The 19,588-nt window shown below is 68.6% G+C and carries 21 protein-coding genes; 5 read left to right on the top strand and 16 right to left on the bottom strand.

All coding sequences use genetic code 11. The features are described from left to right. Nucleotides 1-8: 8 nt before the first annotated feature. Nucleotides 9-2,432 (top strand): penicillin-binding protein 1A, encoded by a 2,424-nt coding sequence (locus ACMV5O_RS06540; RefSeq protein WP_416162740.1) that lies wholly within the window; start codon nucleotides 9-11, stop codon nucleotides 2,430-2,432. 64 nt (nucleotides 2,433-2,496) lie between these two features. Here ACMV5O_RS06540 and cyaY read toward each other — a convergent pair whose 3' ends face one another. Next, the gene (cyaY, locus tag ACMV5O_RS06535; protein ID WP_416162739.1) at nucleotides 2,497-2,823 is read right to left on the bottom strand and encodes an iron donor protein CyaY; all 327 of its coding nucleotides are present in this window, start codon (nucleotides 2,821-2,823) and stop codon (nucleotides 2,497-2,499) included. Nucleotides 2,824-2,880: 57 nt separating this feature from the next. Here cyaY and lptM point away from each other — a divergent pair, with 57 nt between their 5' ends. Then, nucleotides 2,881-3,069 (top strand): LPS translocon maturation chaperone LptM, encoded by a 189-nt coding sequence (lptM, locus tag ACMV5O_RS06530; protein WP_416162738.1) that lies wholly within the window; start codon nucleotides 2,881-2,883, stop codon nucleotides 3,067-3,069. Beyond that, the gene (gene lysA / locus ACMV5O_RS06525; RefSeq protein WP_416162737.1) at nucleotides 3,066-4,364 is read left to right on the top strand and encodes a diaminopimelate decarboxylase; all 1,299 of its coding nucleotides are present in this window, start codon (nucleotides 3,066-3,068) and stop codon (nucleotides 4,362-4,364) included. The genes lptM and lysA overlap by 4 nt, the downstream gene beginning before the upstream one ends. A 48-nt stretch (nucleotides 4,365-4,412) precedes the next feature. On the opposite strand, the gene ACMV5O_RS06520 is transcribed toward lysA, so the two are convergent. Further along, nucleotides 4,413-4,763 (bottom strand): hypothetical protein, encoded by a 351-nt coding sequence (locus ACMV5O_RS06520; protein WP_416162736.1) that lies wholly within the window; start codon nucleotides 4,761-4,763, stop codon nucleotides 4,413-4,415. Nucleotides 4,764-4,949: 186 nt separating this feature from the next. Here ACMV5O_RS06520 and dacB point away from each other — a divergent pair, with 186 nt between their 5' ends. Further along, nucleotides 4,950-6,362: a D-alanyl-D-alanine carboxypeptidase/D-alanyl-D-alanine-endopeptidase gene (gene dacB, locus ACMV5O_RS06515; RefSeq protein WP_416162735.1), complete on the top strand. Its 1,413-nt coding sequence runs from the start codon at nucleotides 4,950-4,952 to the stop codon at nucleotides 6,360-6,362. Here dacB and ACMV5O_RS06510 read toward each other — a convergent pair whose 3' ends face one another. From ACMV5O_RS06510 to ACMV5O_RS06465, 10 genes are all read right to left on the bottom strand, one after another. Next, entirely contained in the window at nucleotides 6,363-6,776 is a 414-nt protein-coding gene (locus ACMV5O_RS06510) for a DUF4870 family protein (protein WP_416162734.1), read from the bottom strand. A gap of 122 nt (nucleotides 6,777-6,898) precedes the next feature. Continuing rightward, a complete protein-coding gene (gene ubiD / locus ACMV5O_RS06505; protein WP_416162733.1) occupies nucleotides 6,899-8,389 on the bottom strand; it encodes a 4-hydroxy-3-polyprenylbenzoate decarboxylase in 1,491 nt (496 codons plus the stop codon). A 102-nt stretch (nucleotides 8,390-8,491) separates the two neighbouring features. Next, nucleotides 8,492-9,316 (bottom strand): orotidine-5'-phosphate decarboxylase, encoded by an 825-nt coding sequence (gene pyrF, locus ACMV5O_RS06500; RefSeq protein WP_416162732.1) that lies wholly within the window; start codon nucleotides 9,314-9,316, stop codon nucleotides 8,492-8,494. A gap of 103 nt (nucleotides 9,317-9,419) precedes the next feature. Further along, nucleotides 9,420-10,301 (bottom strand): 4-hydroxybenzoate octaprenyltransferase, encoded by an 882-nt coding sequence (ubiA, locus tag ACMV5O_RS06495; RefSeq protein WP_416162731.1) that lies wholly within the window; start codon nucleotides 10,299-10,301, stop codon nucleotides 9,420-9,422. Further along, on the bottom strand, nucleotides 10,298-10,867 hold the full coding sequence (locus tag ACMV5O_RS06490) for a chorismate--pyruvate lyase family protein (protein ID WP_416162730.1): 570 nt from the start codon (nucleotides 10,865-10,867) through the stop codon (nucleotides 10,298-10,300). Before ACMV5O_RS06490 ends, ubiA begins: the two co-directional genes overlap by 4 nt. A 70-nt stretch (nucleotides 10,868-10,937) precedes the next feature. Further along, entirely contained in the window at nucleotides 10,938-12,992 is a 2,055-nt protein-coding gene (gene recG / locus ACMV5O_RS06485) for an ATP-dependent DNA helicase RecG (protein WP_416162729.1), read from the bottom strand. A gap of 20 nt (nucleotides 12,993-13,012) precedes the next feature. After that, nucleotides 13,013-13,393, bottom strand: coding sequence for a RidA family protein (locus ACMV5O_RS06480; RefSeq protein WP_416162728.1), 381 nt, complete (start codon nucleotides 13,391-13,393; stop codon nucleotides 13,013-13,015). A gap of 106 nt (nucleotides 13,394-13,499) precedes the next feature. Continuing rightward, complete coding sequence (gene fliW, locus ACMV5O_RS06475) at nucleotides 13,500-13,943, bottom strand: flagellar assembly protein FliW (protein WP_416162727.1); 444 nt, start codon at nucleotides 13,941-13,943, stop codon at nucleotides 13,500-13,502. 62 nt (nucleotides 13,944-14,005) lie between these two features. Further along, complete coding sequence (locus tag ACMV5O_RS06470) at nucleotides 14,006-14,626, bottom strand: SPOR domain-containing protein (protein WP_416162726.1); 621 nt, start codon at nucleotides 14,624-14,626, stop codon at nucleotides 14,006-14,008. Between the two features lie 5 nt (nucleotides 14,627-14,631). Continuing rightward, the gene (locus ACMV5O_RS06465) at nucleotides 14,632-15,225 is read right to left on the bottom strand and encodes a DUF2802 domain-containing protein (RefSeq protein ID WP_416162725.1); all 594 of its coding nucleotides are present in this window, start codon (nucleotides 15,223-15,225) and stop codon (nucleotides 14,632-14,634) included. A gap of 150 nt (nucleotides 15,226-15,375) precedes the next feature. Here ACMV5O_RS06465 and ACMV5O_RS06460 point away from each other — a divergent pair, with 150 nt between their 5' ends. Next, nucleotides 15,376-16,158, top strand: a complete 783-nt coding sequence (locus tag ACMV5O_RS06460) for a YdcF family protein (protein ID WP_416162724.1) — start codon at nucleotides 15,376-15,378, stop codon at nucleotides 16,156-16,158. A gap of 3 nt (nucleotides 16,159-16,161) precedes the next feature. Here the strand turns inward: ACMV5O_RS06460 and ACMV5O_RS06455 are convergent, their stop codons facing one another. The 4 genes from ACMV5O_RS06455 to ACMV5O_RS06440 form a co-directional block, all read right to left on the bottom strand. Next, the gene (locus ACMV5O_RS06455; RefSeq protein ID WP_416162723.1) at nucleotides 16,162-16,962 is read right to left on the bottom strand and encodes an enoyl-CoA hydratase/isomerase family protein; all 801 of its coding nucleotides are present in this window, start codon (nucleotides 16,960-16,962) and stop codon (nucleotides 16,162-16,164) included. Between the two features lie 111 nt (nucleotides 16,963-17,073). Then, nucleotides 17,074-18,297 (bottom strand): NADH:ubiquinone reductase (Na(+)-transporting) subunit F, encoded by a 1,224-nt coding sequence (gene nqrF / locus ACMV5O_RS06450; RefSeq protein ID WP_416162722.1) that lies wholly within the window; start codon nucleotides 18,295-18,297, stop codon nucleotides 17,074-17,076. Nucleotides 18,298-18,312: 15 nt separating this feature from the next. Beyond that, a complete protein-coding gene (gene nqrE, locus ACMV5O_RS06445) occupies nucleotides 18,313-18,921 on the bottom strand; it encodes an NADH:ubiquinone reductase (Na(+)-transporting) subunit E (protein ID WP_324536974.1) in 609 nt (202 codons plus the stop codon). Further along, nucleotides 18,921-19,586, bottom strand: coding sequence for an NADH:ubiquinone reductase (Na(+)-transporting) subunit D (locus ACMV5O_RS06440; protein WP_324536972.1), 666 nt, complete (start codon nucleotides 19,584-19,586; stop codon nucleotides 18,921-18,923). The genes nqrE and ACMV5O_RS06440 overlap by 1 nt, the downstream gene beginning before the upstream one ends. Nucleotides 19,587-19,588: the final 2 nt, after the last annotated feature.

The raw sequence follows: 19,588 nt of genomic DNA, 5'->3' as shown, positions 1-19,588 counted from the left end.
GATTGCCCATGCGCTGGGTCCTGTATCCGATCGCAGCGCTGCTGGCGCTGATTGTTCTCGGCGTCGCCACGCTCGCGGCGATGGCCTTCTTTGCCTGGCCGAACCTGCCTTCGCTCGACACGCTGACCGATTACCGTCCGCGCGTGCCGTTGCGAGTATATACGGCCGACGGCCACCTCATCGGCGAGTTCGGTGAAGAGCGCCGTGATGTAGTTCGCATTGCCGACGTTCCCTCCACGCTCAAGCACGCCATCCTCGCCGCCGAGGATGAGCGATTCTATGAGCATCCGGGCATCGACCCGGTCGGACTGGTGCGCGCAACCCTTGCCAACCTATCGACCGGAGGTCGCGGCCAGGGCGCATCCACCATCACCATGCAGGTGGCGCGCAACTTCTTCCTGTCGCGTGAGAAGACCTACAACCGCAAGCTCTACGAGATCCTGCTTGCGCTCAAGATCGAGCAGAACCTGAGCAAGGACCAGATCCTCGAGCTCTACGTCAATCAGATCTTCCTCGGCCAGCGCGCCTACGGCTTCGCCGTGGCCGCACGTGCCTACTACGGCAAGACCCTCGAGGAGCTCACGCTGCCCGAGGCGGCGATGCTGGCCGGACTGCCCAAAGCCCCTTCGGCCTTCAATCCGATCGTCAACCCGGCGCGTGCCGCCGTGCGCCAGCAGTATGTGCTGCGCCGCATGCTCGAGGCCGGCTACATCGACAGCGCCCAGTACGAGGACGCACTCGCCTTCGCCACGCCCAAACAAAGCCAGCGCGACATGGTCGCCGCACGCAAGCCGCAGGACATCGTCGTGCCCGGCGATTATGTCGCCGAGATGGCGCGCCAGATCGCGGTCGAGCAGTTCGGCGAACAGGCGTACGAACTGGGCATCCGCATCGTGACCACGGTCACGCGCAAGGATCAGGAGGCGGCCTATGCCGCACTGCGCCGCGGCGTGCTGGATTATGACCGCCGCCATGGCTATCGCGGCCCGGAGGCCTTCGTCGACCTACCCCCAGGCGAGGTGGATGCCGAGCGCCTCGACGAACTGCTGGGCGACACCAGCGACCATGGCGACCTGCTCGCCGCGCTGGTGCTGAAAGCCACGCCGAAGCAGGTCGTCGTCTATCGTCGCGGCCAGGAGATCACCATCGCCGGCAAGGGCCTGAGCTTCGTCGCGCCGATGCTGGCCGACAAGGCGCCGCAAAGTCGCCGCATTCGCCCCGGCGCCATCGTGCGCCTGCGCGAGACGGCCAAGGACAGCTGGCAAATCACCCAGCTGCCTGAGGTCCAGTCCGCGCTGGTGTCGATCGACTCGCACACCGGCGCGGTGCGCGCGCTGGTCGGCGGTTTCGACTTCAACCGCAACAAGTTCAATCACGTCACTCAGGCGGTGCGCCAGCCGGGCTCGAGCTTCAAGCCTTTCATCTTCTCCGCTGCGCTCGAGCGCAACTTCGGCCCCGGCAACGTGATGACCGACGAACCGCTCTACTACCCGGCCGGCGTCACCGGCAGCAAGGCCTGGGAGCCGAAGAACTACGACGGCCGTTACGCCGGCCCGATGACCCTGCGCGAGGCCCTGGCGCGCTCGCGGAACATGATCGCGATCCGGCTGCTCGAGGAGATCACGCCGGAATATGCACGCGACTACATCACCCGCTTCGGCTTCGACGCCGCGCGCAACCCCGCCTACCTGACGATGGCCCTCGGCGCCGGTGCGGCCACGCCCTGGGAAATGGCGGCCGGCTATGCCGTGTTCGCCAACGGCGGCTATCGCATCGAGCCTTACATCGTGAAGGAGATCTACGACGGTGCCGGCCGCCTGATCGCGCGCACCGACCCCCCGGTCGCGGGCCAGAGCGCCCCGCGCGTCATCGATGCACGCAACGCCTGGCTGATGGACTCGATGATGCGTGACGTGGTCCAGAGCGGTACCGCAACGCGCGCGCGCAGCCTCAAGCGCAACGACCTCGCCGGCAAGACCGGCACCACCAACGACTACCTGGACGCCTGGTTCTGCGGCTACCACCCCGACCTCGTGGCCGTGGCCTGGGTGGGTCACAGCCAACCGCGCAACCTGGGCCGCGGCGAAACGGGCGGCGCGGCGGCGCTGCCGATCTGGATCAATTACATGGCCAGCGCCCTCGAGGGCGTACCCGAGACCCAACTGCCGCGCCCGGGCGGATTGACGCTGGTGGACAACGGCCTGCGCAACCGCCAGGACTACCACTACGCCGAGTACGAGCCCCCCGCGCCGCCACCTGCGCCCGACTGGCTGCAACAAATGTTCGCGGCGGACAGCTTCCCCGCGATGGAAGCGCCCAGCGAGGCGATTCCACCCGGTCCGGCGCCTGCAGCGCGCCTTCCGCCCATGCCTGCCCCCGCACAGGCGCCCGCGCCGGTCGAAGACCGCATTCCGGTGCCAATCCGGCGCTGAGGCGCGGCCGCGGGCAAGGCACCCAACGTCGAGGCCGCCGGCACCGCGCCCGCGCTCACAGTGCTCAGGCCGGCGGCGCCAGCCTCACCGGCTCGCCAGCCTGCTCGCTGCACAGCGCGGCGAGCATTGCCCACAGTTCCGCGCCATCGCGGGCGCTGACCCAGCGCCCTTCCTGCGGCCGGAAATGGAAGCCGCCCGATTTCGCCGCCACCCAGATCTCGCGTGCGGCCGTATGACGGTTGAGGATCATCTTGCTGCCGTTGTCGAACTCGAGCTCGAGCACACCACCCGGCTTGGGCTCGATGTCGATGTCCACGCCGCAGTCCTCGAGCGCCGTCTCGATACGGGCCAGTTCGGCCTCGGCAAGCGCGTTGAAAGCAGACTCTTCCATAGTGTTCCCTTCTGTTAGCATTCCGGTTTTGCGCGAATGACGGCAACGCAGGCCCCGATGCGAACCACGACCCGAATCACGCTCACGACCCTGGCGCTCAGCTGCTCGCTGCTTTCGGCCTGCGGCATCAAGGGCCCGCTGTATCTTCCCGCGCCCGGCACCTCGGTGCCACCGCCGGCGGGGGCTGATCATAGCAAACCCGTCATCCCGCCGGACCTGCTCTCCAACACCCCGCCGATCGAATGAACGCCTCCACCCCCGCCCGCCCCCCGCTTTCCCAGGCTTCCCACTGGCCGGCCCCGACCCTGCACGCCCGCGAGGGCGCACTGTGGCTGGAAGACGTCGCGCTCGCCGACATCGCCAGCCGATTCGGCACGCCCACCTATGTGTACTCGCGAGCCGCGCTCGAGGCCGCCTTCAACGCCTGGCAACAGGCGCTCGCCGGGCGCCGGGCGCTGGTGTGCTATGCGGTGAAGGCCAACTCGAACCTGGGCATCCTGTCGGTCTTTGCCCGCCTGGGTGCGGGCTTCGACATCGTCTCCGGCGGCGAACTGGCGCGCGTCCTGGCCGCCGGCGGGCGCGCCGACCAGGTGGTGTTCTCGGGGGTGGGCAAGTCGCGTGCAGAGATGCGCCAGGCGCTCGAGGCCGGCATCCGCTGCTTCAACGTCGAATCGGCGGCCGAACTCGAACGCCTCGATGCGGTCGCAGGCGAAGCCGGTCGCAAGGCGCCGATCGCCCTGCGCGTCAATCCGGACGTCGACCCGAAGACGCACCCCTATATTTCCACCGGCCTGAAGGGCAACAAGTTCGGCGTGGCCTTTGCCGACGCCCTGGCGCTCTACCGGCGTGCGGCGGCCCTGCCCAACCTGCGCATCACCGGCATCGCCTGTCACATCGGCTCCCAGCTGCTCGACCCCGCACCGATGGCCGAGGCGGCACAGAAGGTGCTGGGCCTGGTCGACCGCCTCGCAGCCGAAGGCATCGCCCTCGAACACATCGACCTCGGCGGCGGCCTCGGCATCCGCTACCGCGACGAGACGCCACCTGCAGTGGCCGATTATCTTGCCCCGCTGCTGCAGGTCTTCACCGGTCGCCACGAGGAGCTCTGCTTCGAGCCGGGTCGCTCACTGGTCGGCAATGCCGGCCTGTTGCTGACCCGCGTCGAGTACCTGAAGCCGGGCGAAACCAAGAACTTCGCCATCGTCGACGCTGCGATGAACGACCTCGCGCGCCCCGCCCTCTACGATGCGTGGCACGACGTGGTGGCGGTCACGCCCCATGACGGCGAGGAGCAGGTCTATGAGGTCGTCGGCCCGATCTGCGAGAGCGGCGACTTCCTCGCCCATGGGCGCAGCCTGAAGGTGTGCGAGGGCGATCTGCTCGCCATCCTGTCGGCCGGCGCCTACGGCATGACGATGAGCTCGAACTACAACACCCGTCCGCGCGCGGCCGAAGTCATCGTCGACCGCGACCAGATCCACCCGGTGCGTGAGCGCGAGACCGTTGCCGAACTGTTCGCTTCGGAGCACACCCTGCCCTGAAGCCGGCAAGCGCCGGGCGCACAAGCCCCGGCGCGGCGCCATGCTGCCTCACGCCTCTTCGGGCACGCGCGCGTAGCCGGCGTCGTAAGCCTCGTAGAGCGCACGCCCGAAGGCCTTCCAGGCCGGCCCGCCATGCGTGTGCAGACCGGTCTCGGCGCTCTGGCGCATGTTGGTCAGCATCAGTTCGGACAGCGCGAACAGTTCTCCAGTGAGCTTTTCCTGGCGGATCGGGCTGCGCAACAGCTTCATCATGCAGCCGGACGTGCAGCTCAGCGCCTGCTGTGCGAGCTCGCGCAGACGCGCCCCATCCTGCCAGTCGAGCCCGATGGCGATGCCTCGTTTGACGATCTCGCGCTCGAGCTCGTCCGCCGTGCGCGCGTAATGCCCAAATCCGCTCATAATCCCTGTCCTTCGCGGTGCCGCGCTGGCAACAGCATGCACACCAGATGCTGCATTGCATGAATTCCCTTGCGGAACGCCTTCTATGCTAATCCAGTCCGAGCCGGACTTGTCTGCAATTCACGCGTTTTCGTGACCCATATCATGACTATTAGACGCACTTTTGCGCGCATAAGCCGCAGCTTGATGCTCGCTGCCACGCTTTTCGCTGTGCACCATTCCGGCGCAAGCGAGGGGCTGCCGCCCGCACTGCAACTGGCCCTCGACACGGCGCGCATCCCGGCCGACGCGGTGTCGGTGTGGGTGCAAGCGGTCGATGCCGCGCAGCCGAGGCTGGCGCTCAATGCCGACCGGCCGATGAACCCGGCCTCGGTGATGAAGCTCGTCACCGCCTTTGCCGCCCTCGAGCGCCTCGGCCCGGCGCACAGCTGGCGTACCCAGGTGGCGGCAAGCGGTACGCTGCGGCACGGCACCCTGCACGGCAACCTCTACCTCGTGGGCGGCGCCGATCCGGTGCTCGGCTACGACCGCATGTGGAAGCTGCTGCGCCGCCTGCGTGCGCTCGGCATCGAGCGCATCGAGGGTGACATCGTGCTCGATGCCTCCGCGCTGCAGTTGCCCCCGCACGACCCCGATGCCTTCGACGGCCGTGGCCTGCGCCCCTACAACAGCGGGCCGCACGGCCTGCTGATGCACTACAATACCCTGCTGCTGGGCCTCTATCCGGGCAAGGCGGCCAACGAGCCGGTCACGCTGGCCGCTGAACCCCCGCTCGCCGGCGTCGTCATCGATAACCGCATCCTGACCTCGAATGCGCCCTGCGGCACCTGGTACCGCGACCTGCAGGCCAGCATCGAGGGCGGTCGGCGACTGGTGCTGAGCGGCAGCCTGCCCGCCGCCTGCGGCCCGCGCACCTGGAGTGCGGCCCCCCTGCCGCCGGCGGAATTCGGCATCGCGCTCGTCGCCGGGCTATGGAGCGAGGTCGGCGGCCGGCTGAGCGGCGCGGTACGCGAGGGCCGTCTGCCTGAGAGCGGCACCGAGCTCCTGTTCGGCGACGATTCGCCACCGCTGGCCGACGTCGTGCGCGACATGAACAAGTGGTCGAGCAACGTCATCGCGCGCCAGTTGCTTGCCACGCTCGGCGCGCTCAGCCCTGCGCGAACCCAGGACACGCCCCACATGGTCGCCGGCGGCGCGCGCGTGGCCGCGGAGCAGCTCGCCGCAGCGGGCATCGACACCCAGGGGCTGGTGATCGACAACGGCTCCGGCCTGTCGCGCATCGAGCGCATCCGCGCCGACAGCCTCGGCCAGTTGCTGCTCGCCGCCTGGCGCCGCCCGTGGATGCCCGAGTACGTTGCCGCCCTGCCGGTGGCCGGCCTCGACGGCACCGCGCGGCGTCGGCTGGCGGACAGCCCGGCCACCGGCCAGGCGCACATCAAGACCGGCACGCTCAATGGCGTACGCGCGATCGGCGGCTACCTGCTCGACCGCCACGGCCGCCGCCATGCGGTGGTGATGATGGTCAATCACCCCGAGGCGCACAACAGCGCCGCGGCGCAGGACGCCTTGCTCGAGTGGGTGTGGGCCGGCGCGCAGTGATCAGTCCATCGGCAGCGTGCGCCGTTGCGTCAGCACCCACCAGCCGCGCACCACGCGGTACAGGATCCACAACCCGGCGATCAGGATGAGCAGCAGCGCAAAGGGGGCGCCGATCACGGTCAGCATCAGCAGCACCGCCAACGCCACCCACATCACCGCAAACCAGAAGGTACGGATCTGCCAGCGGAAATGGCTCTCGAGCCAGGTGCCGCGCACCGCCGTCTGGTTCCAGTAGTTGATGATCACCGCCGCGATCGACGGCAGGCTGGCGATGAAGCTGAAGATGATGATCGCCGAGCCGGCCACCGCCGAGAACACCGCGAAGGCGTGCAGGGCGTAGACCAGATGGGTCACGGTGACCATGTTCTCGGACGGCTGGCCGGCGGTCAGCGGGGCCGGATGGGGACTGTTCATCGAGGCTCCTCGGGGCGCGGATCAGGGCAAGGCGCCCGCGCCGGGTTGGTGGACGAGGCCCGGACCATGCCGCGAATCCGCGTTCAGCGCAACAACAAGACGTAAGCTGGTCGAGCTGCCGCCTACAGTCCGAGCTCGCTCCACATCGCATCCACCTTCGCCTTCACCGCCGCGTCCATCACGATCGGCGTGCCCCACTCGCGGCTGGTCTCGCCCGGCCCCTTGTTGGTCGCATCCAGCCCCATCTTGCTGCCCAGGCCGGCGACCGGACTGGCGAAGTCGAGGTAGTCGATCGGCGTATTGTCGACCAGGGTGGTGTCGCGGCTGGCGTCCATGCGCGTGGTAAGCGCCCAGATCACTTCCTTCCAGTCGCGGATGTTCACGTCTTCATCGACTACGATGATGAACTTGGTATACATGAACTGACGCAGGAAGCTCCAGATGCCGAACATCACCCGCTTGGCGTGACCCGGGTACTGCTTCCTGATGCTGACCACCGCCAAGCGGTAGGAGCAGCCCTCGGGCGGCAGGTAGAAATCGACGATCTCGGTGAACTGCTTCTGCAGCAGCGGCACGAAGACTTCGTTCAGGGCCACGCCCAGCATCGCCGGCTCGTCGGGCGGCTTGCCGGTATAGGTGCTGTGGTAGATCGGCTCACGGCGCATGGTGACGCGCTCAATGGTGAAAACCGGAAAATCCGAGACTTCGTTGTAATAGCCGGTGTGGTCGCCATAGGGCCCTTCCGGCGCCATGTCGTCGGGGTGGATGACGCCTTCGAGCACGATCTCGCTCGAGGCCGGTACCTGCAGGTCGTTGCCGAGACACTTCACCAGCTCGGTCTTGGCGCCACGCAACAGGCCGGCGAACTGGTATTCCGAGATCGAGTCCGGCACCGGCGTCACCGCGCCGAGGATGGTCGCCGGATCGCAGCCCAGCACCACCGAGATCGGGAAGGGCTCGCCCGGATGCGCGCGCTGGTGCTCGAGGAAATCCAGCGCGCCGCCGCGGTGCGCCAGCCAGCGCATGATCACCCGGTTGCGGCCGATCACCTGCTGGCGGTAGATACCCAGGTTCTGACGCTTCTTGTGCGGCCCACGCGTCACCACCAGGCCCCAGGTGATCAGCGGCGCGGCGTCGCCCGGCCAGCAGTGCTGGATCGGCAGCCTCGCCAGATCCACCTCGTCGCCCTGCCACACCACCTGCTGGCAGGGTGCGGAACGCACTTCCTTGGGCGCCATGTTGAGCACCTGCTTGAGCACCGGCAGCTTGTCCCAGGCGTCCTTGAGGCCCTTGGGCGGCTCCGGCTCCTTGAGGTAGGCGAGCAGCTTGCCGACTTCCCTCAGGGGCGTGCTCCAGTTGCCGTCGGCGACGTCCTCGCCCATGCCCATCGCGACCCGCTGCGGGGTACCGAACAGATTGGCGAGCACCGGGATGGATTGCGGCACGCCCCTGGTCACCGGCTTCTCGAACAGCAGGGCCGGTCCGCCCGCGCGCAACACGCGGTCGGCGATCTCGGTCATCTCGAGGTGGGTGTCGACGGGGACGGTGATGCGCTTCAATTCGCCGCGCGCCTCGAGCTGGGTGATGAAGTCGCGCAGGTCGTCGTATTTCATTCAGGCGTCTCGTGGTGGATGCGTGTCATGGGCGGGCGGGGCATGGGCAAGCATTGACGCGCCCGCCGGCGCGAAGTTGCAGTCGCCTGGGAATGGGCGTGCTCAACGGTGGGCGTTGATCGCATCGCGCGTCTCAAGCGCCACCCTGCGCGCAGCCTCGGCGAAATCCTCGCCGCGGCTGGCGTAGAGGATGGCGCGCGAGGAGTTGATCATCAGCCCCGCCCCCTGCGCCGTGCGCCCCGCCGCCAGCGTCGCGGCGATATCGCCGCCCTGGGCGCCGATGCCCGGCACCAGCAGCGGCATGTCGCCGGTGAGAGCGCGCACGCGGGCGATCTCGGCCGGGAAGGTGGCGCCGACCACCAGGCCGCAGTTGCCGCTGGCGTTCCAGTCCTCGGCCACGGTGCGGGCGACGTGTTCGTAGAGCTTCATGCGGCCCCTGGGCGCGTCGACCTCGAGGAACTGCAGGTCGGAGCCCCCCGGGTTGGAGGTGCGGCAGAGCAGGATCACGCCCTTGTCGGGGTAGGCCAGGTAGGGATCGACCGAGTCGCGCCCCATGTAGGGATTGACCGTGATGGCGTCGGCCTTGAAGCGCTCGAAGGCCTCGATGGCGTACTGCTCGGCGGTGCTGCCGATGTCGCCGCGCTTGGCGTCGAGGATCACCGGGGTGTCGGGGTGGGCGGCGTGGATGTGGGCGATCAGCGCCTCGAGCTGGTCCTCGGCGCGGTGGGCGGCGAAGTAGGCGATCTGCGGTTTGAAGCAGCACACGAGGTCGGCGGTGGCGTCGATGATGGCCTTGCAGAAGGTGAAGATGGCGCCGGGCCTGCCCTGCAGGTGGGCGGGAAAACGGGCGGGATCGGGGTCGAGGCCGACGCAGAGCAGGCTGTTGCGCTGTTGCCAGGCGGCCTCGAGGGCGGTCATGAAGTGCATGGACGAAATCCCTGAATGAACGATTCTGGAAAGGACGGCGCAGGGGGGCGGCAGCGGGCAGGCGCTCCAACGGCAATCTGCCCGCCGAACGTGCCCGGCCGGCTCAGCCGGCGCGCAGCAGCTGGTCGACGAAGACGCCGGCGAAAATGACCGCGCCCAGCCAGTTGTTGTGGCGGAAGGCCTTGAAGCAGTCGGCGCGGTCGCGGGCGCGAATCAGCGTGTAGTGATAGGCGGCGATGCCTGCGGCGGCGGCGAGCCCGAGGTAATACGCCGCCCCGGCACCGGTCTGCGCGCCGACCACGGCGAGCAGGCCGAGCGCGGCCGCGTAGCACAGCATCACCGCCGCGACGTCGAAGCGGCCGAAGGTGATCGCCGAGGTCTTGATGCCGATCTTGAGGTCGTCCGGGCGATCGACCATCGCGTACTCGGTGTCGTAGGCGACCGCCCAGAACACGTTGGCGAGCAGCATCAGCCAGGCGACGCCCGGCACCTCGCCCATGACCGCGGCGAAGCCCATCGGGATGCCGAAGCCGAAGGCGATGCCGAGGTAGGCCTGCGGGATGGCGAAGAAGCGCTTGGTGAAGGGGTAGCTGGCGGCGAGGAACAGCGCCGGCACCGAAAGCCAGATCACCAGCGGCTCGAGGGGAAGGATCAGCACGAAGGCCAGCAGCGACAGGCCGGCGGCCAGCAGCAAGGCCTCGCGCGGGCTCACGGACTTCGTCGCCAGCGGGCGATGCTTCGTGCGTTCGACGTGGCCGTCGAAGTCGCGATCGGCGTAGTCGTTGATCACACAGCCGGCCGAGCGCATCAGGAAGGTGCCGAGCACGAAGATCACCAGGATGTGCAGCGGGGGCCAGCCCCCGGCCGCCAGCCACAGCGCCCACAGCGTGGGCCACAGCAGCAGCAGGGTGCCGATCGGCTTGTCGATGCGCATCAGACGCACGTAGTGGGGCAGCTTGTCGGCGAAAGGCATGGAATGGGTCATCGGGGCAGGTCGTGGATTGCGGGAAGGAAGAATTCGCTCACCATCAGCGCACGGCCGTGCAGCCGGAACAGCGAGCGTCGGCCCCACAGGTCGTGGCCGAGGGCGGATTCGGGGGCGCAGGTGGCTAGCACCGAACGCGCCCGATGATAGCGCGCATCGCGCCGGTCGAGCCGGGTGCAGGTGAGCGCCGAGCGGGCGATGGCAGGATCGGCGAACAGGGCCGCGCCCAGCGGGCGGGCGCCGAGTCCGCGGAACAGGTTCCAGGCCCCGCGCACATTGCGCCGCGGCAGCAGGGAGCGCGCAAACACCACCGGGCGCCCGTCGGCGAACAGCAGCACCTCGCGCACCCACACCCGCTCGCCCGGGCGCAGGCCGAGCACAGCCGCCTCGTCGCGCAGGGCCTGGGCCAGGCCCTGGAACAGCACGCGCACCGCAAACTGCCCGCAGCGCGCGGTGATGCGCGCGGTGAGCGAGGCCGGATCGGTGAGCCAGGGCTGCAGCGCCGGCGGCACGGTGGCGCGCGGCGGGGTGGGGTGCCAGGTTTCGTGGTGGAGTCGGGTACGCATGGGCGGGAGGACAAATTGAGGCCGGCATTCTACCAACCCCTGGGCCGGGGGCCGCGCTGACGACCGCACTTCAGGCCTGCAGCAGCCCTTCGCGACCGCCCAGCCAGCGCCGCATCAGCGCGTCGGCCGCGGTGGGCTTATGCGCCAGCAGGTCTTCGGCCAGTTCGCGCGCCGGCGCGATCAGGTCGACGTCCGCCTCGAGACTTGCATAACGCAGCAGGGGCACGCCGCTCTGGCGCGCGCCCACGAACTCGCCCGGGCCACGGATGCGCAGGTCGGCCCGTGCGATCTCGAAGCCGTCGGTGTTCTCGTAGATCACCTTCAGGCGCTCGCGACCGGTCTGCGACAGGGGCTGGGCGTAGATCAGGATGCACACCGACTCGGCCGTCCCGCGGCCGACGCGACCACGCAACTGGTGAAGCTGGGCGAGACCGAAGCGCTCTGCATGCTCGATCACCATCAGGCTGGCATTGGGCACGTCCACCCCGACCTCGATCACCGTGGTGGCCACCAGCACGTCGAGTTCCCCGGCGGCGAAGGCGGACATCGTGGCCGACTTTTCGTCGTTCCTGAGCCGGCCGTGCACCAGGCCGACGCGCAGTTCGGCCAGTGCGGCCACCAGGGTGTCGAAGGTGTCCTGTGCGGTCTGCAGCTGCAGCGCCTCCGACTCCTCGATCAGCGGGCACACCCAGTAGGCCTGGCGCCCGCCGAGACAGGCGTCGCGCACGCGGCCAACCACCTCGTCGCGACGGGCGTCGGACACCAGGCGGGTGCGAATCGGCGTGCGCCCGGGCGGGAGCTCGTCGAGCACCGATACGTCGAGATCTGCGTAGTGCGTCATCGCCAGCGTGCGCGGGATCGGCGTGGCCGACATCATCAGCATGTGCGGGCGCAGCCCGTCGGCGCCCTTCTCGCGCAGCGCAAGGCGCTGGCGCACGCCGAAGCGATGCTGCTCGTCGACCACCGCGAGCGCCAGTCGCGGCAGCGTCACCGGGTCCTCGATCAGCGCATGCGTGCCGACGGCGAGCAGCACCTCGCCATCGTGCAGGCGGGCGAGCTCGACCGCGCGTTCGCGCTTGCGCCGCCCGCCCGACAGCCAGGCCACCTCGACGCCGAGCGGCGCCAGCCAGGCCGACAGTTTGCGATAGTGCTGCTCGGCCAGGATCTCGGTGGGCGCCATCATGGCCGCCTGCCAGCCATTCTCGGCCGCCTGCAGCATGGCAAGCGCCGCCACCAGCGTCTTGCCGCTGCCCACATCGCCCTGCAGCAGGCGCTGCATCGGATGCGGCGCGGCCAGATCGGCGGCGATCTCCGCCGCGGCCCGCTGCTGCGCCGCAGTCGGCCGGAAGGGCAGCGTCTCCAGCAGGGCGCGGGTCAGCGACCCGCGTGCCGGCAGCGGCATGGCGGAGCGGGCGCGGCGTGCGAGATAGGCGCGACGCAAGGAGAGCTGCTGCACCAGCAGCTCCTCGAATTTGATCCGCCGCCAGGCTGGATGCGTGCGCTGCTCGAGCGCCCAGGGGTCGGCATCGGGCGGCGGCCGGTGCAGCGCCTGCAAGGCCTCGGCAAACCCGGGCAGGCCGAGACGGGCGAGCCAGGCCGGCGGCAGCAGCTCGTCCATCGGCTCGGTGTCGAGCGCGCGCTCGATCAGCTTGCGCAAGGTCGCCTGACCGACGCCGGCCGTGGTCGGATAGACCGGCGTCAGGGCCGTGGGCAGCCCCTCGCCCGGCGCCACCACGCGCACGCGCGGATGGACCATCTCGTCGCCGAAGAAGCCGCTGCGCACCTCGCCGAACAGGCGAACACGGCGACCCAGCGCGAGCAGCTTCTGCTGCGAGGGATAGAAATTGAGCCAGCGCGCGACCAGGGTGCCCGAGCCGTCGCTGACGCGCGCCACCAGCTGCCGGCGCGGGCGCAGCACCACCTCGCAGGCGAGCACCTCGCCCTCGATCTGAGCCGGGAAACCCGCTCGCGCGGCGGCGATCGGCGTCAGCCGCGTCTCGTCCTCATAGCGCAGCGGCAGGTGCAGCAGCAGGTCGCGCGGACCATGCAGGTCAAGCTTTGCCAGCCGTCCCGCGAGCTGGCTGTTGACGCCGTTCCAGCCGCGGATGGGCTGCCCCGCCGCCACGCGGGTCTGTACGCAAACGCTCAGTCGAGCACCAGCACCAGATCGGCCTCGACCAGCGCGCCGCGCGGCAGCTCGCGCACGCCGACCGTCGCACGCGCGGGATAGGGCTCGGCGAAGTGACGCTTCATCACCTCATTGACGACACCGAAGTTGCTCAGGTCGGTCATGTAGATCGTGATCTTGACCACGTCGTTGAAGCTGCCCCCGGCGGCGGCGGCGACGGCCTTGAGGTTGTCGAAGACCTGCAGGGCCTGGGCCTCAACCCCCTCGGCCATCTCCATGGTGGTGGGATGGAGCCCGATCTGCCCGGACAGGAAGACCTGGTTGCCGGCCTTGACAGCCTGCGAATAGGGGCCGATGGCGGCGGGGGCATTGGGCGTTGAGATGATCTGGCGGGCCATGGACGGACTCTCCGGAGTTGGTGGAGGCGGCATTGTAACCGCCTGTGCCTGCCGCGACGGCCGCGCGGGGCAGGCGGCCCGGCGACCGCACACGGAAACCGGCGACTCAGGCCTGCGCGCGCAGGGTGATGTCGCAGCCGAGGCGGTTGATCACCTTCTGCAGCCCGCGCCGCGCGCCGGCATTGATGACCAGCGGCGCCATGAAGTTGGCGCGCAGCCCGGTGGACGCCGGGTTCGCCTCCTCGCCCGTTTCCTTGCGCACGATGACGGCCACGGCAGCGTCCTGTGCCGACTCCAGCTGCAGCAGCGCAACCTCGTCGTCGCTGAGGACGAACTCGAAGTTGATGCCCAGTTGCTCCGGCCCCGTCACCGAGAAGGCCACGTCAGGCTCGTCCAGGCTTTGCAGCAGCAGCACGTCCGGCTCGCGCCCTTCGTCGTGCACCAGCGCAAAGCGGCGGCAGTGCTCGAAGCCGGGCAAGCCGGCAGGAAAGTCGATGATCTTGTCGTCGGCGATGTCGGCATTGCCGAACACGGGGCTCTTGATCTGCATGGTCCACTCCTGGTTGGGTGATCGTGACAAAAACTCGAGCTGTGCGGTGCGGCGGGCGCGCTTCAGCGCTTCGCCCGTGGTGGCAGCAGGATGCCCGCGGGTTCGCCACCGCGTCGAAGGGCTGCCTGGGCCTGCTCGGCGGCGCGACGGTCAGGAAAGGGGCCCAGCACCACGCGACTCTGAATGCGCGCCTCGAAGCCCGCCGCGGCCAGCCGCTCGTACAACACCAGCGCATTGGCAGCGTCGCCAAAGACGCCGAGCTGGAGCTGGAAACCGTCGCCCGCCGGGCGCAGGGCAGCGGCGGGCAGCAGCACCCCCGGCGGCACCGCAGCGGCCCCGCGGGCGGCGGCCGCCCCATCGTCGACGGCTTGTGGCGTGCTCGCGGCCTCCACCTCCTGAACGGGCTCCGACAGCGTGGCGGCATCGGCCATCGACGCACCGTCTGCGCCAGCCGCGGCCGATGGCATGGCCACTGGCGTGCGCACCTGCAACTGCGCAGGATCGGGCACGAGGCCGGTGCCGATGTCTGCGGTCTGCACCGGCGCCACCGCGGTGCGCGCCGGAGCCTGCTCATCCATCAGGAGCGCAAGCACGGTGAGGACCATCGCGCCGCACAAGGCCAGGCCCGCCCGCCACAGCGCCGCCCGGCGCGCCGCGCCGGCCTCGCCGCGCAGCGTGGGCACGGCCCTCACCCCTGTCCCCCGCCTGCGCTGGCGATGGAGAGCACGAGTTCGGCCTCGGCCTGGGTGATGCCGCAACGGGTGGCAATCATTTCCGCAGTCAGGCCCTGGCGGGCGAGCACAAGCGCTTCGCTGTACTCGGGCGAGATGCCGGGTTCGGGCGCCGCGCGGTCAAGCCGAGCGCGCAAGGCGTCGATGTCGGCCAGCAGGTTGGCGATCTCCTCCTGCTGGCGGTCGACGACTTGCTGCAGGCTGCCCAGTTCGCGCTGCAAGCGCTGGTTGTCCAGCCTGAGCTGGAAATTCGCGGCGGCAGACTGGCCCGCAGCGTCCGCAGCCGCAGGCGCCTCGGCGGGGGCGAGGTCGCGACGCAGCATGGGCGCATAGTCGACATCATCCTCCTGGGCCTGTTCGGGGTCGATCGCTGGTCCCTGCCCGGTGGCGACAGAAGCGGGCGCTGCGGCGCGTCCGACGCCCGCAGCCCTTTCGGGCGCGGGCTCCACGCTCCCCGCGGCGCGCGGCGCGCGGCTGCGCAGCGCGGCGAGAAACTGCCAGCCCGCGTAGCCCGCGAGCAGCAGCACGAGCAGCCACAGTGCCTCAGACATGGCCGACGGCCACCCCTCGTCCGGCGGCCACGACGGAGCCACGCCGCCAACGCGAGACGAGGCAAAGGGGAGGGTGTGTTCGGGACATGAAGAGCGACGCGGGGATAATGCATGGATAATACTGCCGCCCCTCCCGACCGACAAACCACGATGGATCTCTCGCTCGCCGCCGGCCTGTTCTGGCTCAAGAAGTTCGTTGCCGTCCTGGTGCTGCCACCCGTTCTTCCGCTGCTGCCGATTGTCACGGGCCTGCTGTTGATCAGGCGTGCGCGCCGCCTCGGCATCGGCCTGGCCTGGACCGGCGTGGTCCTGCATGTGCTGCTGATCAGCCCCTTCAGCGTGAGCTGGCTGGTACGCCAGGTCGAGTACGCACCCCCGCTCGATGCAAGCGCAGCACGCACCGCACAGGCGATCGTCGTGCTGGGGGCGGGCCGGCGCTCGCATGCCCCCGAATTCGAGGGCGAGACGGTCAATCGCCTCGCCCTCGAGCGCCTGCGCTACGCCGCCAGACTCGCCCGTGAGCGCGGCCTGCCGCTGCTGGTGAGCGGCGGCGCACCGCGTGGCGGCACGCCCGAGGCGTGGCTGATGCAGCGCGTGCTGCAGCAGGACTATGGCCTGTCGGCGCGCTGGGTCGAATCGGCGTCGCGCGACACGCGCGAAAATGCGCACTTTTCCGCGGTGCAGCTGCAGGCTGCAGGCGTCGGGCGCATCCTGCTCGTCACCCACGCCATGCACATGAAGCGGGCGCGCAGCGAGTTCGAGGCCGCCGGGCTCGAGGTCATCCCGGCCCCCACCGCCTGGCTGGGCGGCGGCGAGGCCGAGACCGGCGATGACCAGGCCTTGTCCCTCCTGCCGAGCCAGAACACCGCCTACGCGGGCTGGTTCGCGCTGCACGAACTGCTCGGGCAGCTTGCCTACCGCTGGTCGCGTTGAGGCTCAGCGCTGGCCAAAGACGGGCTTGCGCTTGTCGAGGAAGGCGCTCACACCCTCGGCGAAGTCCGCCCCCGCGGCGCAGCGCGCAAAGGCCTCGGCCTCGCTCTGCAGTTGCGTCTCGAGCGGCGCGTCATGCGATTCGGCAAGCAGGCGCTTGATCTCGCCATAGGTGTGACGCGGCCCCGCCAGCAGGCGCGACACGAGGCGGCTGACTTCGGCGTCCAGCTCTGCCGCCGGCACGACGCGATTGACCAGACCCAGGCGCTGCGCCTCGGCAGCGTCGAAACGATCGGCCAGCAGCAGCAGCTCGGCGGCCTTGCGCCGGCCGAGGATGCGCGGCAGAAAGTAGGACACGCCACCATCCCCGGACAGGCCGATCGCCGCGTAGGCGGTGGTGAAGAGGGCGTCCTCGGCCGCCAGCACGAGGTCGCAGCCGGCCATCAGCGACAGTCCGAAGCCGGCGCAGGCACCCTGCACGCAGGCCACGACGGGCTGGGGCAAGCCCTGCAGCAGCTGAACGGTCGGGTTGATGTCGCGTTCGATCATGGCGCGAAAGCCGGCCAGGCGGGCAGCGGGCGACAGGTGCAGGTGACGCGCGAAGTCCTTCAGGTCGCCGCCGGCCATGAAGTGCGCGCCCGCACCCTTGATCACGAGCACGCCGAAATCCTTGCGCCCGGCCAGCCCGCGCGCGGCGGCGTGGAGATCATCCATCATCTCCTCGGACAAGGCGTTGAGTGCATCGGGGCGGTTGAGGACGAGGGTGGCCACACCCTCGCGGACGTCGACAAGAACGGTTCCGGCCATTTCGGCCTCCTTCAGTGAACATGCCCGTCCCCATCGGGACGACGGGCGACGGGCATGCCTGGATCCTGCACCGGCCACGGCCTGGGCCGGCCCCGGTGTGTCGCGGCTGGATCAGCCGCCGAAGTCGTCAAGCATGATGTTCTCGCGCTCGACGCCGAGGTCCAGCAGCATCTTGATCACGGCGGCGTTCATCATCGGAGGCCCGCACATGTAGAACTCGCAATCCTCGGGGGCCGGATGGTCCTTGAGGTAGTTCTCGTACAGCACGTTGTGGATGAAGCCGGTGTAGCCCGTCCAGTTGTCTTCGGGCAGCGGGTCGGACAGCGCCAGGTGCCACTTGAAGTTCGGATTCTCTTCCTGCAGCTTGTCGAACTCCTCGACGTAGAAGGCCTCGCGCATCGAGCGCGCGCCATACCAGAAGCTGATCTTGCGCTTGCTGTGCAGGCGCTTCAACTGGTCGAAGATGTGCGAGCGCATCGGTGCCATGCCCGCACCGCCACCGACGAAGACCATCTCGTTGTCGGTGTCGCGCGCGAAGAATTCGCCGAACGGCCCGTACACCGTGACCTTGTCGCCCTTCTTGAGGTTGAACACCCAGGACGACATCTTGCCCGGCGGGATGTCGTCACGACCCGGCGGGGGCGAGGCGACCCGGATGTTGAACTTCACCACGCCGTGCTCTTCAGGGTAGTTCGCCATCGAGTAGGCGCGAATCACGGTCTCATCGACCTTGGACACGAAGCGCCACATGTTGAACTTGTCCCAGTCGCCGCGATACTCGTCCTGGATGTCGAAGTCCTTGTAATTGACCACGTGCGGCGGGCACTCGAGCTGCACGTAACCGCCCGCACGGAAATCGACGTTCTCGCCCTCGGGCAGGCGCAGCGTGAGCTCCTTGATGAAGGTGGCGACGTTGGGGTTGGACTCCACCGTGCATTCCCACTTCTTCACGCCGAAGACCTCTTCCGGCACCTCGACCTTCATGTCCTGCTTGACCGGGGTCTGGCAGGACAGGCGCCAGCCTTCCTTGGCGTCGCGCTTGGTGAAGTGCGACTCCTCGGTGGCCAGCATTGAGCCACCGCCCTCCTTCACCACGCACTTGCACTGCGCACAGGTGCCGCCGCCGCCGCAGGCCGAGGGCAGGAAAAGGCCGCTCTCGGCGAGCGTCTGCAACAGCTTGCCGCCGGCCGGCACGGTGATCTTCTTTTCGCCGTTGATGTCGATGGTGACGTCGCCACTGGCGACGAGCTTGGAGCGGGCAAACAGGATGACCACCGCCAGCAGCAGCACTGTGGCGGTGAACATGCCGATGCCCAACACGATTTCCGGATTCATCTTTTCATTGCCTCCTTACAGCTGCACACCGGAGAAGGACATGAAGCCCAAGGACATCAGACCGATGGTGATGAAGGTGATGCCCAGGCCCTGCAGGCCGTCCGGCACGTCGCTGTACTTCAGTTTCTCGCGGATGGCCGCCAGCAGGGCGATCGCCAGGCCCCAGGAGAAGCCGGAGCCCAGGCCATAGACCACCGATTCGCTGAAGGTGTAGTCGCGCTCGACCATGAACAGCACGCCGCCCATGATCGCGCAGTTCACCGTGATCAGCGGCAGGAACACGCCCAGCGCGTTGTAGAGGGCGGGCACGAACTTGTCGAGCAGCATCTCCAGGATCTGCACCGTCGCGGCGATGATGCCGATGAAGGACAGCAGGCCGATGAAGGACAGATCCACATCGGGCAGCCCGGCCCAGGCCAGCGCACCGTCGGCGAGGAAGGTGTGATAGACGAGGTTGTTGAGCGGCACGGTGATGGTCTGCACCACCACCACGGCGATGCCCAGACCGATCGCGGTCTCGACCTTCTTGGAGATGGCGATGAAGGTGCACATCCCGAGGAAGAAGGCCAGCGCCATGTTCTCGATGAACACGGCGCGGACGAAGAGGCTCAGATAGTGCTCCATCAGAAGGCCTCCTTGCGCACCTGGGGTGCCATCTTGAACTGGTTCTCCTCAACCTGACCCCTCTTCCATTCACGCAGGCCCCAGATCAGGAAGCCGATCAGGAAGAAGGCCGACGGCGGCAGCAGCAGCAGGCCGTTGGGCTGGTACCAGCCGCCCTCGGTCACCGGCTGCAGGATGGTGACACCGAACAGCTTGCCGGCACCGAACAGCTCGCGCACGAAACCGACCGCGATCAGCACCACGCTGTAGCCCAGTCCATTACCGATACCGTCGAGGAAGGACAGCAGCGGCGGGTTCTGCATTGCAAAGCCCTCGGCACGGCCCATCACGATGCAGTTGGTGATGATGAGGCCGACGAACACCGACAGCTGCTTGGACAGGCTGTAGGCGAAGGCCTTCAGCGTCTGGTCCACCACGATCACCAGCGAGGCGATGATCACGACCTGCACGATCATGCGGATCGAACTCGGTATCTGCGCCCGTATCAACGACACGAACAGGCTCGAGAAGCCGGTCACCAGGGTGAGCGCGATCGACATCACCAGCGCGGTGTTGAGGTTGGTCGTCACCGCCAGCGCCGAACAGATGCCGAGGATCTGCAGCGCGATCGGGTTGTTGTTGAACAGCGGGTTGAGCAGGACTTCCTTCGGAGTGAGCTTGGACATGA

This window comes from Thauera sp. WH-1 (assembly GCF_047806685.1).
In the GTDB taxonomy this organism is placed as follows: Bacteria; Pseudomonadota; Gammaproteobacteria; order Burkholderiales; family Rhodocyclaceae; genus Thauera.
This window is presented reverse-complemented; position numbering and strand designations above follow the sequence as displayed.

Excerpts from the sequence above, each read along its gene's own strand:
- fliW (WP_416162727.1), bottom strand. The coding sequence starts at position 13,943 with ATGCAGATCAAGAGCCCCGTGTTCGGCAATGCCGACATCGCCGACGAC.
- ACMV5O_RS06540 (WP_416162740.1), top strand. The coding sequence starts at position 9 with ATGCGCTGGGTCCTGTATCCGATCGCAGCGCTGCTGGCGCTGATTGTT.
- lysA (WP_416162737.1), top strand. The coding sequence starts at position 3,066 with ATGAACGCCTCCACCCCCGCCCGCCCCCCGCTTTCCCAGGCTTCCCAC.
- lptM (WP_416162738.1), top strand. The coding sequence starts at position 2,881 with ATGCGAACCACGACCCGAATCACGCTCACGACCCTGGCGCTCAGCTGC.
- nqrE (WP_324536974.1), bottom strand. The coding sequence starts at position 18,921 with ATGGAGCACTATCTGAGCCTCTTCGTCCGCGCCGTGTTCATCGAGAAC.
- ACMV5O_RS06465 (WP_416162725.1), bottom strand. The coding sequence starts at position 15,225 with ATGTCTGAGGCACTGTGGCTGCTCGTGCTGCTGCTCGCGGGCTACGCG.
- ACMV5O_RS06510 (WP_416162734.1), bottom strand. The coding sequence starts at position 6,776 with ATGAACAGTCCCCATCCGGCCCCGCTGACCGCCGGCCAGCCGTCCGAG.
- ACMV5O_RS06460 (WP_416162724.1), top strand. The coding sequence starts at position 15,376 with ATGGATCTCTCGCTCGCCGCCGGCCTGTTCTGGCTCAAGAAGTTCGTT.
- pyrF (WP_416162732.1), bottom strand. The coding sequence starts at position 9,316 with ATGCACTTCATGACCGCCCTCGAGGCCGCCTGGCAACAGCGCAACAGC.
- nqrF (WP_416162722.1), bottom strand. The coding sequence starts at position 18,297 with ATGAATCCGGAAATCGTGTTGGGCATCGGCATGTTCACCGCCACAGTG.
- ACMV5O_RS06455 (WP_416162723.1), bottom strand. The coding sequence starts at position 16,962 with ATGGCCGGAACCGTTCTTGTCGACGTCCGCGAGGGTGTGGCCACCCTC.
- cyaY (WP_416162739.1), bottom strand. The coding sequence starts at position 2,823 with ATGGAAGAGTCTGCTTTCAACGCGCTTGCCGAGGCCGAACTGGCCCGT.
- ubiD (WP_416162733.1), bottom strand. The coding sequence starts at position 8,389 with ATGAAATACGACGACCTGCGCGACTTCATCACCCAGCTCGAGGCGCGC.
- ubiA (WP_416162731.1), bottom strand. The coding sequence starts at position 10,301 with ATGACCCATTCCATGCCTTTCGCCGACAAGCTGCCCCACTACGTGCGT.
- dacB (WP_416162735.1), top strand. The coding sequence starts at position 4,950 with ATGCTCGCTGCCACGCTTTTCGCTGTGCACCATTCCGGCGCAAGCGAG.
- ACMV5O_RS06480 (WP_416162728.1), bottom strand. The coding sequence starts at position 13,393 with ATGGCCCGCCAGATCATCTCAACGCCCAATGCCCCCGCCGCCATCGGC.
- ACMV5O_RS06490 (WP_416162730.1), bottom strand. The coding sequence starts at position 10,867 with ATGCGTACCCGACTCCACCACGAAACCTGGCACCCCACCCCGCCGCGC.
- ACMV5O_RS06440 (WP_324536972.1), bottom strand. The coding sequence starts at position 19,586 with ATGTCCAAGCTCACTCCGAAGGAAGTCCTGCTCAACCCGCTGTTCAAC.
- ACMV5O_RS06520 (WP_416162736.1), bottom strand. The coding sequence starts at position 4,763 with ATGAGCGGATTTGGGCATTACGCGCGCACGGCGGACGAGCTCGAGCGC.